The following is a 17285-nucleotide window of genomic DNA, read 5'->3' on the forward strand; positions in this document are numbered from 1 at the left end:
CTTGATCTCCTTTAAATGGTTGATAGTTAACAATCTTTATTTCACTTCTGAATTCAACAGCACAAATCTTTTACCGCTTCCAACTTTCTTCATCAGTGACAAGCTCTCTTTTTTGATACGTCCTGCTACATTCGTTTTTGCATCAGCCGGTATATTTTTTAAACTAATTTGAAGTTCACCCTCATATCTGCCATATAACTCGTTTTCAACCGTTATTGTTCCTTCATTAAATAGCTCTAACTCATGAGCTTCCTGTTGAAAATGAGAAGGCTTATGTCGTGACTCAACGGACCGGATTACATATTCTGCAGCATCCATCCTATTCGTATGAACCCTGTTCTCGAATATCTCGTATCCTTTGTATAAGTCAGCATAAAGAGGGACTGTACCGTCCATTACAAACTTTAATTCTTGCAAACTTTTGTTCGTAAGATTTAAATCTCCAATACAGATTTTGTCCGTATTCATTTCTTGAAGTTCCAACGCAGCAAGTGCTGGTGTTACATGTCTGTGATTCTCAATCGTAGGAAGTCCGAGATGTAAGGGGCCACGTAATTGATCATCACCATGAACAAATGCCATCGTTTTGATTCCATACCGATGAAATAAGGCATTTCTCTCATAAAGAGATGCCTTTGAAATTCCGGTAAACGGCTTCGGGTAAAAATTATGCCATGCCTCTGTTTGACGTGGCTGAAGTCCCTCATCCATCAGCTTCTTAAGCTCTTCTTCGTTAATAGTACTTGCGTTAAGACCCACCTTAAGATGGTGTGACAGCCAAGCGATCTGCTTGGCTGTAAACCCATAATCCATCCTGATACCCGAAATGCCCCAGTCTGTTAAGGAAGGCAGTTCAGAGAATGATAAACCTAACCGCTCTAGCGAAGCTGGTGAAACATCTGCCATTACTTCCAGATGAAACTCTTGAGCGGTTTTTCCTAACCATTTTATTTGTTTAACATAATCCACGTCCTTCTCTTCAGGTATATGAAGAGAAGTAAAGATGTATTGAAAGCCGCTCTTAGCGGCTTTCTCCATCCAGTTTTTATTAAAAGTGTCTGATTCACTCAGATAGATTGAAATCCCATAACACAAAACGTTCACTCCTAAATTCGTTAGATGTCTTTTGCCATGCTCTCTTTAAATCCAAACGTCCATGTGAACAAGAATCCGAAGAAATACGCAATAACTAATCCTACTAGATAGAGAACCATTTCGTTTGCGTTGACAAGGAACACGAGTGGTATTCCTGATACACCAATGGCAATCGTAGCGACTTCATAAAACGCTTGGAACGCTCCCCCGACTGCTGCTCCAAGACAAGCTGTTAAGAATGGTCGCCCGAGTGGGAGAGTAACACCAAAGATTAACGGTTCTCCAATCCCTAGCATACCTACAGGTAATCCACCTTTAATTACTTTACGAAGACGTTGGTTCTTCGTCTTAAAGTAGATCGCAAATGCAGCACCTACTTGCCCTGCTCCACCCATTGCTAGAATAGGCAACAATGGATCATCACCGATCGTATTAATAAGCTCCATGTGAACTGGTGTTAATCCTTGATGCAATCCTGTTACAACCAATGGAAGGAATGTTCCTGCTAAGATAAGTCCAGAGAAAATACCGCCAATATCAATTAAATTTAACAAACCTTTTGTAATTAAATCTGACAAAAATCCACCTACTGGCTGAAGAACAAATAGCGTAGCAAAACCTGTAATTAGTAAAGCTAATGTTGGCGTAACAATAATGTCGATGGAGGGGTGTACAAATTTTCTAATACGCTTTTCCAAAAAGGCAATTAGTACAGCGGCAAGCATTACACCAATTAATCCACCACGTCCTACCACAAGTGGATCTCCAAAGAGGGTGATGTTCGCAAGACCCGGGTTAATCAGCAAAATACCTGCTGCTCCACCTAATGCTGGAGTTCCACCAAATTCTTTAGCAGTATTGATTCCGACAAACACAGCTAAATAACTAAAAACACCCCAACCGATCAAGCTCAGCATCTGCATGATTGAAGATTCTGGATCAGCACCCATTCTTACAGCTACGTTTGACATCCCAGCAATTAAACCTGAAGCAACAATTGCAGGAATTAACGGAATAAAGATGCTAGCGATCTTACGTAAAAACTGTTTAAAAGGAGTTGCGTTCTTTTTGTTGATGGCATCCTTATTCATTCTTGCCATCTGTTCAAGATCCATTGGGTCTGTCTCATCAAGAGACTGGATGTTCATACCTGTTTCTTCGCTCATCGCAAGCGTGACACGATTAACGATGCCCGGCCCAACGATGATTTGTAACGTATCATCTTCCACGACTCCCAACACACCATCTACTTCTTTAAGACCTTTTAGATCAGCCTTTGACGGGTCGTGTAAATTAACCCGAATTCTAGTCATACAGTGCATCAACGATTGGATGTTTGAAGAACCTCCAAGCTTTTCAATGATGCCATGAGCCATTTGCTGCTCTTTCCCCATGCTTCTTCCCCCTTTTAGTAAACGCTTTCATTTTTTTATATAAAACGCTATTTGTCAGCGTTTCATATCAATCATAAATTTGTAACGATCGCCTCGATACACAGACTGAACAAGTTCGAGAGGCCTTCCTGTTGTTAAATAGGTTTGTCTTTTAATAAGAAGGACTGCCGCACCTTTTGTAATTTCAAGTATCTCGCTTTCTGCTTCACCCGAGATGGAAGCTTCTAAACTTTGTGTTGCATAATCTATAACAAAGCCTGCATTCTCAACTTCAGAATACAAAGACCCTTGTTTTATGTGGGATTCGTTTAATTCAAGAAGGTCCGCCGGAACATATGTCGTCTCGAATGCCATTGGAATATCATTTGCGAGACGAACACGTCTAATCTCATAAATTACCTGGCCCTCTTTGATCTCAAGTGCTTTTGCTACTCTATTTTCAGCAGTCGTCTTTTGGAAAGATATGAGTCTAGATGCTGGCCTAAAGCCCCTAGATTTCATGTCTTCAGTAAAACTTGTAAGACCTAAAAGCTTCTGTTCAATTTTTTTTGCAGAAACAAACGTTCCTTTCCCTTTCCGACGAGTTAAGTAGCCTTCATTCACAAGATTATTGATCGCTTGCCGGACTGTCATACGGCTTACTTCATAGTTCTCTGCAAACTCTCTTTCAGAAGGTATCATGGTTTCTGATTCCCATTCACCCTTATCAATCTTTTGTTTGATCGCTTCTTCAATCTGAAAGTAAAGGGGCATCGGTGATGTTTTATCTATCATAAAAATACTTAACTCTCCTCTTCTAAAAGACTCCTCGCACCTCGATCAGCTATAACCGTAACGCTAGGATGATGATTCAAAACCGTAGCAGGTATATTCTCGTTCAGAGATCCTTTAAAAAGCTCTTTTACGGCATTAGCCTTTTTCACACCAGCAGCAAGAAGCAAGATTTCTTTGCTCTCCAGTATCGTGCCAATTCCCATCGTAATTGCTTTTTGGGGCTGTTTCTCATGAGTAAAATATTTCGCGTTCGCACTCAAGGTCGATTCCGTTAACTCTACTACATGCGTTCGTGAACTAAAATCAGTACCTGGTTCATTAAAACCGATGTGTCCGTTCTCTCCTATACCTAGCACTTGTAAATCAATTCCACTCAGCTGCTGGATCACTTCTTCATACCGCTTGCATTCTCTCTCAAGGTCTAAGGCTTCACCATCTGGGAGATGAGTTTGATTGATTGGTATACCAATATGGTCGAAAAAGTTTTCTTGCATGTAAGCATGATAAGCTCTAGAACCGACATATTCATCTAAATTTACGGTGTGTACATGAGAAAAGAGAAGCTTATATTCTTTACTATATTTTGAAAGGTATCTGTACATGCCTAAAGGTGTCCTACCTGTTGCAAGGCCGAGCACAACGCGATCAGCATTCTTTATTTCAGAGAATACATATTCAGCTGCCATTCTACTAAGCTCTTCTTCGTCGGAAACCTTAATTAATCTCAAACTCTTTCCTCCTTTCGATGGTATACAAGCTCTCCTCGACAGAATGTCATTAACACATCGCAGTCCTCTGTCAACACCGTAATGTCTGCGTCTTTACCGACAGAGAGACTTCCTTTTCGTTTAAAGGTCTTCAGTTCTTTTGCAGCATTCTCACTCGTCATCTTCACAATATCTGACCAAGAGCACTGCGTATAATCCATCATATTTTTTACAGCGATATTCATAGGTAAGATACTTCCAGCCAGCGTTCCGTCAGTTAATCTAGCTTCATCCCCTGATACAGTTACTTGCTGTCCGCCGAGTGTATAGGTTCCTTCTCCTAGGCCCTTTGCTCTCATTGAATCCGTAATTAAGATCGTACGTTCAGGACCAGTAGATTGGTAGGCTAGTCGAATCATCTCGGGACTGGCATGAACGCCATCTACGATCATCTCAACCTTCAATTCTTTCTGTAAGAGTGCAGCACCAGCAACACCTGGATCTCGGTGATGCATTCCACGCATACCGTTAAATAAATGGGTAACGTGAGAAATGCCGGATTCAATTCCAACTTTAACTTCTGCAAAAGAACTGTCACTGTGACCGATAGATGCAATCACATCTTGTAAAGATAGGTATTTTGTAAGTTCAAGTCCACCTTCCATTTCGGGAGCTAAAGTAACGAGTTTAATTTGATTATCAGCACTCTTTTGAAATTCTTTAAATAGGTTTATATTCGGCTCTAGAATAAAAGACGTAGGCTGTGCTCCCGCTCGCTTCGGAGAAACAAACGGCCCTTCAAGATGAATACCGAGCATTTCAGCTGCTGAAGTTCGTGATTCTTTCATAAAGTTAGAAGCGGTATTAAGTGCCTTAACAATTACTGATTTTTCTTCGGTCATCGTCGTTGCTAAAAAGGTAGTTGTTCCTTCTGCTGGAAGAGCTTTTGAGATCTTCTCTAATGCTTCTTTCGTTCCGTCCATAAAATCTGCTCCAGCAGCACCATGAATATGAATATCAATCATGCCAGGAATGATAATACTTCCCTGCGGCATGTTATACCTGATCACATCTTCCTCTGTTGAAGGGGAATCTGTAGTGCCGACATGAAAAATTTTATCGTTCTTTATCCATACAGATCCGTTATTAACAAGCTGTCCTTCTTCGTTGATTAAATCTCCAACTAGTAAAATATCAGGTTTCATGTCCACTCCCCTTTATCACTTTATGCCTAGCCTAACATTCTTATAACTAGTTGTCTATACCAGTCAGAAAATTCAAATAAAAAGCCAAGGCCAAAGAAACTGCCTTAGCTCTTTCACAATTTTAATACAACAAATATTTTTTTCTTACATCTTTAAAATCCTCAAGCTCTTGATCATATCGAGAAACGATTTCATCTACAGTACGTCCTGTTTCAATATACTCTCGAACCCATCCATTTCCTGTTAATAGATCAAAGAAAGAAATTCCTCTACTATCCTCTGCTCTAAATGCAAAGTCATTCGGATAAAGATCATGAATAGCTTTTACAAGCGTGATTCCAGTCATTACAGGTTGAAATAACTTTTCATCTTTTACGTGAATTTCCACACCATGAGATAGCTTACCTGCATGTTTGGATGAAGCAGGTGTAAACGAGGCTGCTCTAAATGAAACTCCAGGCAAGGCTTCTTTATTTAATTTCTCAGCTAATTGATCTCCGTTAATAAATGGAGCACCGATCAACTCAAACGGCTTAGTCGTTCCTCGACCTTCTGAAACATTCGTTCCTTCAATCAGTGCACTGCCTGGGTAAACAAGTGCCGTATCCTTTGTCGGCATGTTAGGAGAAGGCAACACCCATTCAAGCCCACTGTCTTCATAGCTCCAGGATCTTTTCCATCCTTTCATTTCTACCACTTTTAAATCCGCATCAATATCAAACTCTTTATTAAATAATTTTGCCAGCTCTCCTACAGTCATACCGTGCCTTAACGGAATGGGATACAGTCCTACAAAAGAAGAATATGCAGGATCTAATACTGGCCCTTCTACTTCTTTGCCTCCTAGTGGATTCGGACGATCTAGTACGACAAATGGTATATTATTCTCTTTTGCAGCTTCCATCGCATAAGCCATCGTGTAAATATACGTATAGAAACGAGTACCTACATCTTGAATATCAAAAACCAAAACATCGATTCCTTCAAGCATCTCAGGAGTTGGTTTTTTTGTTGCTCCATACAAGCTATAAACAGGAAGACCTGTTTTCGGATCATTGTAGAACTCTACATATTCTCCAGCTTGAGCACTTCCACGCACTCCATGTTCAGGTCCGTACAAAGCTTTTAGCTCTATATCGGGATGGTTATATAAAACATCCACGATGCTGTTTAAGTTGCGGTCTACTCCTGTAGGATTTGTGATTAATCCTACCTTTTTACCCTTTAACACCCTCATATCATGATTCAACAGCTGTTCTAATCCTGTCTTAAATCGTTTATTATGTTCTACATCTCTTTGAGTAGCCTGTGCATTGGGCAATATACAAGAAAACAGCATCAATACCGTAAAAAGAATTCCCCATTTTTTCATAAGATCCCCTCCTATTAGTAGCTTTTACCATGACCGAACGGATAGAGAATTTGTTCTAAACCATTTTCATAGATCGTAACAGGCAGCTTTCCTGAAGGGTTGTTTATTCCAAAAATAGTTTCTGCTGCTGCCCGAAAGCTAGCATCTCGGAAACTGTATTGTGCAAGATAAGCTGAAACTTCAGGAAACGCCATAATATCATATGGATTTCTTATCCCTACAGCTGTTGTTTTACCCGGTGCTGCATCAATGACTTGATTTACCATCTGCATCTGTGGAGACGACGGTAGTCGCCCAGATACGGTAGACGTATAAGTTCCGAGCACAACGAGATCCGCATCTTTTACTTTTTGCAGTTGTTCACTATTTAAAGGTTTATCTGCTTTGATCAAATCAACAGATGAGTGGTGAGCAGCTAGCGCTTGTTGAAGGTTTTCGATATAGGTATTACCAATAACAACTACAGAATCGACTTCGTTTTTGTTAACAGGTAAAAGGTTATCGTTCTTCACAAGTGTGATTGATTTTCTTGCTACCTCATTCTCTAAATTCTTATGCTCTTGGTTTCCAACAACTTCTTCAGCGTGTCCAATTTTTTCTTCGATTGGTGTCTCGCTTACTTGTTTGTAAATCCCACGATTCGCTTTTAATGTTAATAGACGTTCAACCGATTGATTCAATCTTGTTTCTGTAACTTCGCCATTTTCAACTGCCTCATAAAGTCCATTTGCTACTTCTTCTAATCCTACAGGCATTAACACGATATCTGTACCAGCATTCACTGCACGAATAGCCGTATCAACTGGCCCAAAGTGCTCGACAATGGCTTTCATATTAAGAGCATCGGTTGAGATAACTCCTTTAAAGCCCATTTCTTTTCTCACCAAATTGGTTAATACTTCATAAGACAATGTGGCTGGAAGATTGATTTCCGTTCCATCTTTTTTAGAAATAACAGTCGTTGGATCAATCTTAGGAAAGGTAACATGAGCTGTTAATATGGCATCAATATTATTATTGATCGCTTGCTGGAAAGGATATAACTCAACTTCTAGAAGCCTCTCCTTTTCATGAGGAACAGAAGGTAGACCAAGGTGAGAATCTACCGCTGTGTCTCCATGCCCTGGAAAGTGTTTAGCCGTTGCAGCCATACCTGAGTTTTGCAAACCCTTAATATAAGCAGTTCCTAAATCAGCAACTAACTGTGGATCTTCACCAAATGAACGGACACCAATGACAGGGTTGTCAGGATTGTTATTTACATCTAAAGCAGGTGCTAAGTTCATATTAATTCCTAGTGAATGGAGTTCTGAACCGATAGCATGTCCGACAGATTCCGCCATCTCCGTTGATCTTGTGGCACCAAGCGCCATATTTCCTGGGAAATCGGTACCGCTCTGCAAACGTGTCACAATTCCACCTTCTTGGTCGATTGAAATCAATAATCCATAATCTTCATTCGCTTTTTTATACTCATCGACTAATTGTACGGTCTGATCTGTTGTGACTACATTTTCTCTAAATAGAATAACCCCACCAAGGTGATACTTTTTTACAAGTTCTCTGATCTCATCGTTCATTTCTGTTACAGGCTGCCCTTTCCAATTACGGAAATCTGGCATCAGCATCTGGCCAACCTTTTCTTGAACGGTCATAGATTTAATCGCTTTTGAAATTACGTCATATTTTGGATTTTTTTGTTTGAGGAACTCAGCCTTTCCGTGTTTCACTTGTATTCCAATCTTGTCGAACGACTTACCATCTGTAACTATGATCATTGTTGTACCATTCTTACCGTTCAAACGTACAAGTCCATCATTGTTTACTGTGGCAATTTTTTTGTTCAGTGATTTCCATATTAGATGATCTGTCACTTCAACATATGTTCCGTCTTTACTTGTTAACAATGCTGCTAGATCTACCGTTTCACCATTAATGCCTTTACTAAGTTGCGGCATATTTTGAGCGATGATCAAGCCGGCATTGCCTTTATGTTGAGTTGAAATACCTTCAGCCTTCCCCACCCCTGCAAACATAGGGACGATCAAAAGGGCAATCAAAAGCACATAACGAATGTTTATGGATACTTTCACTGTACTAACCTCCTTAAATTTTGGTAGCGCTTTCTTTCTTTGTCACTTTTCGGTAGAAAAAAAGCGGTTCCTGTCGCAAGAAGACAAAACAGAACTTAAGTCCCTTAGTTCACTAGGACTAGTTGTCTATACCAGTATTGAGGATTATACTTTTGAGGTAAAAAAGACTTATAACTTTTAGAAATCGCTTAGTGAGAGACTATTTTGGGGACATTTTTCAAGTTAATATGAGACCAAAACAGATTTATTTAAAAAGAACTTGCTCCTTTTTCTGAATAATTATATACTTTTCTAAGTTAGTGACAAATGGGGGCTTAGCTCAGCTGGGAGAGCGTTTGGCTGGCAGCCAATTCGGAAGGGTATCTTCCAAAAAGCCCATTAAATCGCTGTTTTATCAAATTAATAATGCGAGATTTGGACTGGAGTATTTCAGTCAAATTTTGACCTAAACGCTACGCTTCATTCATACTGAAATTCAGAAAGAATGGAGTTTTTTTATGTCCTTCAATTACTTCGAGAACAAAAAAAAAGTTAAGAAACGCCAACCTCACAAACGTAAATCCGAAAAAGCCATTCAGCGTGATACTGTACAAATTATCTTTGAAAAGTTTCTTGATTCTAAAGTAAAGCAAAACCTTCGCCCTTCATCCTTAAATCAACACGTTGGCTTGTATAAAAACATAAGCAAATTCCATTCTACACAAAGCAATTCTCCCTTTTATTTAGCTGATATAACAACAGACTTCATTTCAAATTGGGTTCATTGGCTGAAACATGAAGCCAAAAAAAATGACGGTCATGCTTACATGCCTAAACACGCCCAGACAGTCGGTTTATCAGATGCAAGTATTTATGGCAAAATCAAGTACCTCAAAACATTTCTTGGCTGGTGCATTAAAGAAGATTTAATTAAGAAAAATCCGTTTATTAAATGGGAAGGTTTTAGAAGGGATACTATAAATATCGACATACTTTCTCGTGAAGAAATCAACAGCTTGTTAAACGTTGCGAAAATGCATTCTAAGAAATCTTTTAAACACTTCCGAGATTATGTTTTACTTCATTTACTAATTGATTGTATGTGTCGTATAAACGAAGCTTTGATGTTAGCTCCATGTGATATTGATAACGTTAACAGAACTATTATTATCCGTTCAACTAATGCTAAATCACGTAAAGCTCGTATTATACCATTGTCTAATAAGACATATCGCTTGCTGATTCATTTAATAGAGGAAAATATACAGTTCGAAAGTGAAGTTGATGATTTAGTGTTCTTGTCTCTGAGTGGCAGAATGTTGAATAACAACAATTGTTTGAGGGATTTCAAGAAGTATGCTGTAGAAGCCGGAATTAAAAAACGCTTTTATATTCATCTATTAAGACATAGTGTTGCAACCCATTATTTATCTTCTTTAGGTGATGTTGAATCACTTCGAAAAATATTAGGACATGCTGATTTAAGAACAGTACTAACATACGCCCATATGGCTGATGAAACTGTTGCAGAAAAACATGCAAAGAGTGGGTTCTTCGGGTCTGAAAATGTTACTTCACGCAAACGAAAGAACAATTTAAAAAAACGATAAAATAAGAGTGATTGAATAATGAATACTGAAATTATGAAGAATCCCACTTAGTATGAAAGCTAAGTGGGATTCTTAAATGTTCAGAAGTAATTAAAGTATCCCTCTACTAATTCCTCAATAAATTCTTCTTTAAAAAATTTATCTTTTTATCAATTAAAAACTTATAAAAGTTAGAGATATCTGGATTACTATTTTTCTGTTGGAATAATAAATTTATTGGGGATTGTACCTGCTTCATATTTTTTTGATTGAAAAATTTTGATTTATCAATTCCTGTACCATATTTCAAGTACATATGTTCTTTAAAAACTTTATAATTTTTTGATTTTTTATTTTCATTTATTTTTAAGAAAAAATGATATTTAAATAGCCAATATTCATCTTCCCAAGATATTGAGTTCACAAGTTTTTCTTCAATTGTTTCAAAAAGAGTTCTGTCTATATTATTTTCGTCATAAATCAATAGTTCGAATGCTAAAATGGAACTTAAATCATCCATATTTCCTATTATTTGTAGGAGTATATCCTTGTCACTTATTGAATATAAATTCAAATAATAAAATATACTTAATAACGAATACAACTCTTGATTATAGTTTAATTCTATATATCTATTTATATTCATTTGAATTTGTGGCTTTATTTCTTCTATACTAGAAATCAAATTGTTTTCAATTATATTTAAATTTAATTTTTCAATAAATTCCATAAAATATACAGATAGATGTGGTGTCATTAAAACTAAATTAAAAAGTTTTTTTAATATCAATTTTGTAAAAGAATCTTGTGATAAATTTTTCTTTAATATACTCTTTTTTAAAGCCTTAAACATCAATTTTAGAGACCCTTTATATCCCTCTCTCTCCTTATAAATGCATTTATCTATGAAATGATAAATTCTTTTTGATTGGTTTTTTATATTTTTATCTTGGTTTGTAAAATAATCAAAGAAAAAGGCTGAATTATTATCCCCTTGAAAAGGGAATGTGTCTACTTGATTTTTTTCTACTTTAATTTTTAAATTTAAATTATTTAATTCTTTGTTTAAATCCTTATAAAATTCGCTCTTAAAACTCTCATCATTATAAGGTAACTCAAAATCATCTACATACCTTATGTAATCATATTTATTCATTATATTATCAAACTTACACATATATATTTCTGCAATTAAACGTGAAGCAAATGTTCCAGTAGGTAGCCCATGTGTCTCCCCTCGTTGACAATTTTGTATTGAAGTATCTAACTGATTATAATACTCGTTTTTATTTGTTTTATTACTTTTAGCTATTGTCTTACCTACTAAAATCCAGGGGATAGAGTGAGTATATAAGCTAGGATAGAAGTTTTGTATATCAGTTTTAAAGATATGTTTTTTTCCAATTCTATTTTCTTCTCGCTTTACTTTATCTTTAAAAAATGTTGAACTATAAAATTTGTTTGACAATGACTTATTACTTGAACTTAGTATGTCAATATATGTATCTTTATACTTATTAAGATGGATACTTAAAGAAATATAAGAGTAGATATTCGGGAGTTTAAAATGTCTTCTCTCATCTTCATTCTTATAAATTGATATCTCAATAGGAGTTGTTTCTTTTCCTTTAAATCCTATGTTATTTTGTATTTCTTCGATAAACATTAATAATTCATCGGTGTTGAAAACTTTTTTGTATAGAAGGTTTGATAATATATAATTTTCATCTTTATCACCTTTAGAATATTTAAAATCAAAATACCCGTACTTTATAAGGTATTTTAATGAGAAGTATTTATTATACATATTCTTGTTAATAATTTTCTTTAACTTTTCTATATTTAAAACTTTTCTTTTAAAAGACATATTAACCTCGCAATATACTATTTCTTTTTTCTACAATTTCCCACATTATATCACATTAGAAAGACTCATTATTATCTAGTCTTTATCTTCAGCCAATTTGTATTTGATAGAATGTTTGCATATGAAATTAATATTTATTGGAAATAAAATGTATACAAAAAAGACACTTTTAAAATAAGTGTCAAAGTTGTACAACAAATTCAGTTCTCCATTATATGAACTTTTTTTATATCATTTATTTGAACATTTCCAACATTAGTTAATACTAATACTTCCTTATCTAAATTAATTGTATTAATAAACCCTTGTTTATTTACAGTAGTTCTTTTTGTCTTTAATTTCAGTTCAACCTTATTATTACTTTCTTTAGCAGCTATTAACGCTGCAACTACAATTGTATTATGTAAACTATAATCAATATATGATACAAAACCGTAGGTCCAATATCTAAGTACAAGGATTGAAGCATAGTCCATTACAATTTTGTTGCCACGAATTACTCTAGATTTTAACATATGACTTTCTTTAGGCAGCCGGTTTTCAAGTTCTTGTAATTTTTTTATATGTTTTAGCCCTAATTTTCCTTTGTTATGTACATAAGCATGCCGAATTTCTCTCCAACATTCATAAGCTGCAAAAGCCATATCTGGAGTTGATTGTTTTTTACTTGGTTTAATAATCTGAAAATCTTGTATAAAAAAGTTAATTATATTATTGTTAGACCAAGCTGCTCGTACCTTTTTCTTGATTTCACTTTCTGTTATTTCTGAGTTGTTAATTTTCAACAAATATTCATACAAATCCTCTAAAAATGCATCTATTGTAGAAACACATCTTATAAGATAATCAATACCTATTTTTTTAGGAATTTCTTTTTTATATTTTTCCACAAGTTCCTCTCTTTTAAATCTATAATCAACATCTGTAGGATATCTTAATTCAATAGGAATATTTTCAATGGTACTTAACCCTATAATTCTAGGCTCATTGCGATATCTCTTTAAAGCAATATCACTTGCATTTAACAGTATCGCTGTATTTGTATAATCTGTTACAACTTCTGAAAAATATTTATTGCATATAGATGACATGACCTCATAATCCACAAATTCTTTCATCCCTTAATCTCCCCTAATAATATTTCTATTCTCGAAGCATGAGACATTTAATGCATTAAGTTAGCTTATTTTTATTTGCTAATCATTAAAAAAATATTAATACAGTTAAAGTTTACAATTAGTTGGGCTAAGAGTGTATTACATCCATCGAAAAATTCTTCTTAGTTTAAAGAACTGTAAACTATCCCCCTACTAGATAAAATGCAATTACAAAAAAGTAATACCACCAAACCCTCTTTTTGGTAAAATAGAATGAAAATTAATACAAGAGGAGTATAAACATGAAACCCAAAATTGCTCTCTGCCTAGATACTAACATTTTCTTAAATCTATTTGAATCAGGTAAACACGATGTTATGGTCTTTAACAAATTTTTAACAAGTATTCTTATGAGACATTGCATATTGGTTATAATTGACCAAGTAAAAGTAGAATGGAATAGGCATGTAGAAAAAAACCAAGAAGAATTTCTTTTAAAAACTACTAATACTATAGAATCTCACAAATCATTACTTAATTTTCTTGAACAAGAAGAAGAAAAACAAAAGTTAGATAATACAATAGAAAGCATAAAAAGGTTGGAAAAAAGAAGGTACAAATTTTTTTACGGTAAAAGAGCAGAAAAATTAAAGCAATTAATAGATGATAAAACACATACACAATTCATAGATAGGACCCCAAATGCAGAAAAACTTGTAGTAAATTTCGCAATAGACAAAAAAGCCCCATTTTTTTCAAATGAGTTAAATGGAGCTAAAACTAAAATTAAAACTGAAGCGGCAGATGCATCCATATTTTTCACACTTTATGACAATATAATGAATGGGAATATAGATTACGAAAAAATATATTTTGTAACTGATAACAAAAAGGATTACAGCAAGCCGGAGAATCCTTCCTGCATACATGATAATCTTTTATTTTATGCAACTAATGCAAATATTATATTTTCTAACAGTATTGAAGGGGTATTAAGTGAAATCTTTCCCGAAAATCTACCCATAAATGATTACTTAGGTCCTCTAGATACTTTATATCTAACAGACCCATACTTTGAAAAATGTCCATTATGTAATGAAGAAGTCCACATTAATGGTGATTCATTTATTGGAGCTGGACCTCCACATGAGCAAACATATTGGCTTAAGTGCAGATGTGGTCATGAATGGGATACACACGATTTAGTACATGATATTTATTAATATTAGAGGACCATAAGGTCCTCTTTGTTATTTTTAGTACAGTCAATTATATAAAATAGCCATTTCTTTTCTTTTTTTTATGGCTCTATATAATGTCGCTTTTGAAACAGTAGTCATTTCTTCAATTTCTTTCACGGTATACTGTTCTGTCTTATAAAGTTTCATAGCCTTCTCTACTTGTCTATTATCCTTTTTTGGTCTACCACCTTTACGCCCTCTTGCTCTTGCTGATTCAAGCCCTGCTTTCGTTCTGTCCCTGATAATATCTCTCTCAAGTTCTGCTATACTTGCCATTGTACGAAAGAAGAATCTCCCCATTGGTGTTGCTGTATCAATCTGGTCTTGAATAGATATAAAGTTAACTTGTTTCTCGGCGAATAAGTCTGATAGTTCAATAAGATGTTTTGTACTTCTGCTTATACGGTCTAATTTATAGACTACAACTTTATCACCTTTCCGCAATTTTTCTATCATTTTCTCTAACTGTGGTCTATCCTTTTTACCACCACTCATTTTTTCTTGGAACACTTCTTCTACTCCATACTTTGAAAAAGCGTCTAACTGTAAATCTAAATTTTGGTCTTGTGTTGAAACCCGTGCATAACCAAAAATCATATTTACCAAATCCCTTCTTTTTTTCTTCCTTTTATTGTATCAAAAAGGGTCGCATCAAAAAAGTATTGATTCATAGTTTTAGGTATGAGTTTTGATACTTAATATTGTTTGAAACTATAGTAATTAATTACTATAAAATGATGTGAATAAAAGTATCATTAACCTTCGTTTTTGACACGAAAAATAAAAAATCAATCCAGCGTATACCTTTTCCCTTCATTAAGTGCTTAGATGATACAAAATGAACATTCATCGATAATTGAATTAGTTTTTTACATTTTTATACAAAATATGATAATATTTAACTATTAATATATTAATTGGAGGTATGTAATGAAAAATCATATTTATCAAATTGAAATTAACAATGTTTCAAATTCCGCTGCTGCTCAATTCAAAGATTTAAAATATTTAATTAGGGAATCAGATTTAGATAAATTAATAGGTGAATCATTTCCATTGCAAGAATTTAATTTGGAATCAAAACTACTTATAGATGGTTCTAAAGAACTCCTATCATCCTTTGAAAAAGTAGACGAAGAAAAACTAGATATAATCGAAGAATTAAAAAACATTGAATATATTGGTCTTTCTGAGGATAGTGAAATTATTTTAAGATTTAAAAATGAAGTATTTCATGAAGATTTTAATGCAGCAGGAGTTTATGACTTTTCATATGATTTTTTAGATAATTCTTTTAATATGGGTAAGTTTTCTAGATTTTGTATCTCGAACTCCTACAATGACCTATTAAAAGAAAACATAACTCAACTATTTGATAAATTACCCTCATTAAAAAAACAATACAGGTTTATAAAAAACAATAATGAATGGTTTTTAAGAGGGTTGACATCCACGAGATATAATAACTACGATAACCACCTTGCTATCTACTTAACATTAATCTCTCTCCATAAATATTCACAAAAAAATCAAACTAAATTTAACTTAGAGAAAGCTTTCTTAACTGACTCAGAAATTAATATCTTCTTTATTCAACAAAACCCAATTAAGATTTCAAATTTTGGGGAGATTCAATTTGGGGTTTATGTTTCTAATAATGAGATAAAAGAAGGTACATTTTCTCTCGAATTAAGATATACAGTAATAAACGAGCAAGGTAAAAATTTTAGTGGATTGTCCAACTTTGTTTTTAATATCAGTCATTCAACAGGTATCAGTAATGTTAAAGAAAAATTAGCGTTTTCAGATAAAATCAATGAACTAAAAGAAATTACTATACAACATATTACAAATATTAAAAAGAGTAAATTGACTGAAAATCAGCTATATATGATTTTTAGAAAGATTCATTCCTCCACACAAAAATTAAGTAAAGAAGCTAGAGATAAAGCAAAAAATTATTATGATTCGAGTCTCGTTGATAATACACTCACAATAGTTGATGCATTTGACAAATTTAACGAAATAACTACAGATGTGGAAGAAAGAATTTACCTCGAAAGAATTTATAATGAAGTAATAAAAGAATTTAACAATAATCAATAAATCAGTATTTAGTACTCTTTTTATTAGTTTATGTCTAAATTAATTGTTAAAAAACCCTAAAACAAATGTTCTTTAGGGTTTTTGTTTTTTATAAAAAGAGCAATTTATTCAGCCGCCTATATTCGTCTTTCGACTTTTTAAAGCCTTTTAAATAACTTCCTTTTTCTATTTTAACGATAGTATTATCTTCCACATAAATGTAAAGATTCCCATACCTATATAGGATAACTCCCGCTTCCTCACTTGCTTTTACAGATAGAAGTATATTTCTGGTTAATTTTCGCTGTGCAATAACTTTAGAACAGTTATTATTCTTTGTTTCACGCTGATAAGCTATAAATGCCTTATGACTTAAATCAAATAAGGGTATAGTTATTTCCATTGCCTCTTTCTCTTCATAAACCCCCCGAGCAATATCATGAGCAAGGTTATCTTTGCTAGGTATACATGCAAACTGTATATTTCTCTTCTGGAGTGAACGTAGAATTATCTGAGTACGTTTCTTGAACCAATTGCTTTGCCCTATTAAAGAGCGGTTAACAAAATCAGAATCGAAATATATGATTCCGTCTGTTAACTGTAGGTGCTGAATTTCTTCAACTAGATATTCAAGTGCTAAAAATTCTAAAAAGTTTGCAGTTATACGCATCGAGCTTTGTGATAACTCAAACCTATTTGTATAAGTGCTATTATCTGTTTTGATAAGGCAGCCTATGTACGGATGCCCCTTAAAAATAGAAGCATCACAGTAAGAAGTGAACATTAT

General features: G+C 34.3%; 14 protein-coding genes. 3 read left to right on the forward strand and 11 right to left on the reverse strand.

Translation table 11 applies throughout. The features are described 5' to 3' along the window. Window positions 1-36 precede the first annotated feature (36 nt). The 7 genes from ABE65_RS16180 to nagZ all read right to left on the reverse strand — a co-directional run bounded on the left by ABE65_RS16180 (window position 37) and on the right by nagZ (window position 8583). Entirely contained in the window at window positions 37-1095 is a 1059-nt protein-coding gene (locus ABE65_RS16180) for a DUF871 domain-containing protein (protein ID WP_197480313.1), read from the reverse strand. A gap of 20 nt (window positions 1096-1115) precedes the next feature. Further along, on the reverse strand, window positions 1116-2489 hold the full coding sequence (locus tag ABE65_RS16185; RefSeq protein ID WP_066397092.1) for a PTS transporter subunit EIIC: 1374 nt from the start codon (window positions 2487-2489) through the stop codon (window positions 1116-1118). Between the two features lie 54 nt (window positions 2490-2543). Further along, window positions 2544-3263 carry a GntR family transcriptional regulator gene (locus ABE65_RS16190; RefSeq protein ID WP_066397095.1) on the reverse strand — a complete coding sequence of 240 codons (720 nt, stop codon included), beginning with the start codon at window positions 3261-3263 and terminating at the stop codon, window positions 2544-2546. 8 nt (window positions 3264-3271) lie between these two features. Continuing rightward, a complete protein-coding gene (gene nagB / locus ABE65_RS16195; RefSeq protein WP_066397097.1) occupies window positions 3272-3991 on the reverse strand; it encodes a glucosamine-6-phosphate deaminase in 720 nt (239 codons plus the stop codon). Beyond that, entirely contained in the window at window positions 3988-5175 is a 1188-nt protein-coding gene (nagA, locus tag ABE65_RS16200; RefSeq protein ID WP_066397099.1) for an N-acetylglucosamine-6-phosphate deacetylase, read from the reverse strand. The genes nagB and nagA overlap by 4 nt, the downstream gene beginning before the upstream one ends. Window positions 5176-5296: 121 nt before the next feature. After that, entirely contained in the window at window positions 5297-6547 is a 1251-nt protein-coding gene (locus tag ABE65_RS16205; protein WP_066397101.1) for an exo-beta-N-acetylmuramidase NamZ family protein, read from the reverse strand. A 14-nt stretch (window positions 6548-6561) separates the two neighbouring features. After that, window positions 6562-8583, reverse strand: coding sequence for a beta-N-acetylhexosaminidase (nagZ, locus tag ABE65_RS16210; protein WP_066400270.1), 2022 nt, complete (start codon window positions 8581-8583; stop codon window positions 6562-6564). Between the two features lie 554 nt (window positions 8584-9137). Here nagZ and ABE65_RS16215 point away from each other — a divergent pair. Then, window positions 9138-10229 carry a tyrosine-type recombinase/integrase gene (locus ABE65_RS16215; protein WP_066397104.1) on the forward strand — a complete coding sequence of 364 codons (1092 nt, stop codon included), beginning with the start codon at window positions 9138-9140 and terminating at the stop codon, window positions 10227-10229. 106 nt (window positions 10230-10335) lie between these two features. Here the strand turns inward: ABE65_RS16215 and ABE65_RS16220 are convergent, their stop codons facing one another. Both ABE65_RS16220 and ABE65_RS16225 read right to left on the reverse strand, forming a co-directional pair. Beyond that, window positions 10336-12075 (reverse strand): RNA-directed DNA polymerase, encoded by a 1740-nt coding sequence (locus ABE65_RS16220; protein ID WP_066397107.1) that lies wholly within the window; start codon window positions 12073-12075, stop codon window positions 10336-10338. A 200-nt stretch (window positions 12076-12275) separates the two neighbouring features. Beyond that, window positions 12276-13193 carry a hypothetical protein gene (locus ABE65_RS16225; RefSeq protein ID WP_066397109.1) on the reverse strand — a complete coding sequence of 306 codons (918 nt, stop codon included), beginning with the start codon at window positions 13191-13193 and terminating at the stop codon, window positions 12276-12278. Between the two features lie 281 nt (window positions 13194-13474). Between ABE65_RS16225 and ABE65_RS16230 the strand changes: the two genes are divergently transcribed. Then, complete coding sequence (locus ABE65_RS16230; RefSeq protein ID WP_066397111.1) at window positions 13475-14395, forward strand: PIN domain-containing protein; 921 nt, start codon at window positions 13475-13477, stop codon at window positions 14393-14395. A gap of 42 nt (window positions 14396-14437) precedes the next feature. Here the strand turns inward: ABE65_RS16230 and ABE65_RS16235 are convergent, their stop codons facing one another. Continuing rightward, on the reverse strand, window positions 14438-15010 hold the full coding sequence (locus tag ABE65_RS16235) for a recombinase family protein (protein ID WP_066397113.1): 573 nt from the start codon (window positions 15008-15010) through the stop codon (window positions 14438-14440). Between the two features lie 333 nt (window positions 15011-15343). Here ABE65_RS16235 and ABE65_RS16240 point away from each other — a divergent pair, with 333 nt between their 5' ends. After that, on the forward strand, window positions 15344-16519 hold the full coding sequence (locus tag ABE65_RS16240) for a hypothetical protein (RefSeq protein WP_066397116.1): 1176 nt from the start codon (window positions 15344-15346) through the stop codon (window positions 16517-16519). Window positions 16520-16607: 88 nt separating this feature from the next. Here the strand turns inward: ABE65_RS16240 and ABE65_RS16245 are convergent, their stop codons facing one another. Further along, a complete protein-coding gene (locus ABE65_RS16245; protein WP_066397119.1) occupies window positions 16608-17282 on the reverse strand; it encodes a hypothetical protein in 675 nt (224 codons plus the stop codon). Window positions 17283-17285 lie beyond the last annotated feature (3 nt).

The sequence above is a fragment of the Fictibacillus phosphorivorans genome (genome assembly GCF_001629705.1).
Taxonomy (GTDB): Bacteria; Bacillota; Bacilli; order Bacillales; family Fictibacillaceae; genus Fictibacillus; species Fictibacillus phosphorivorans_A.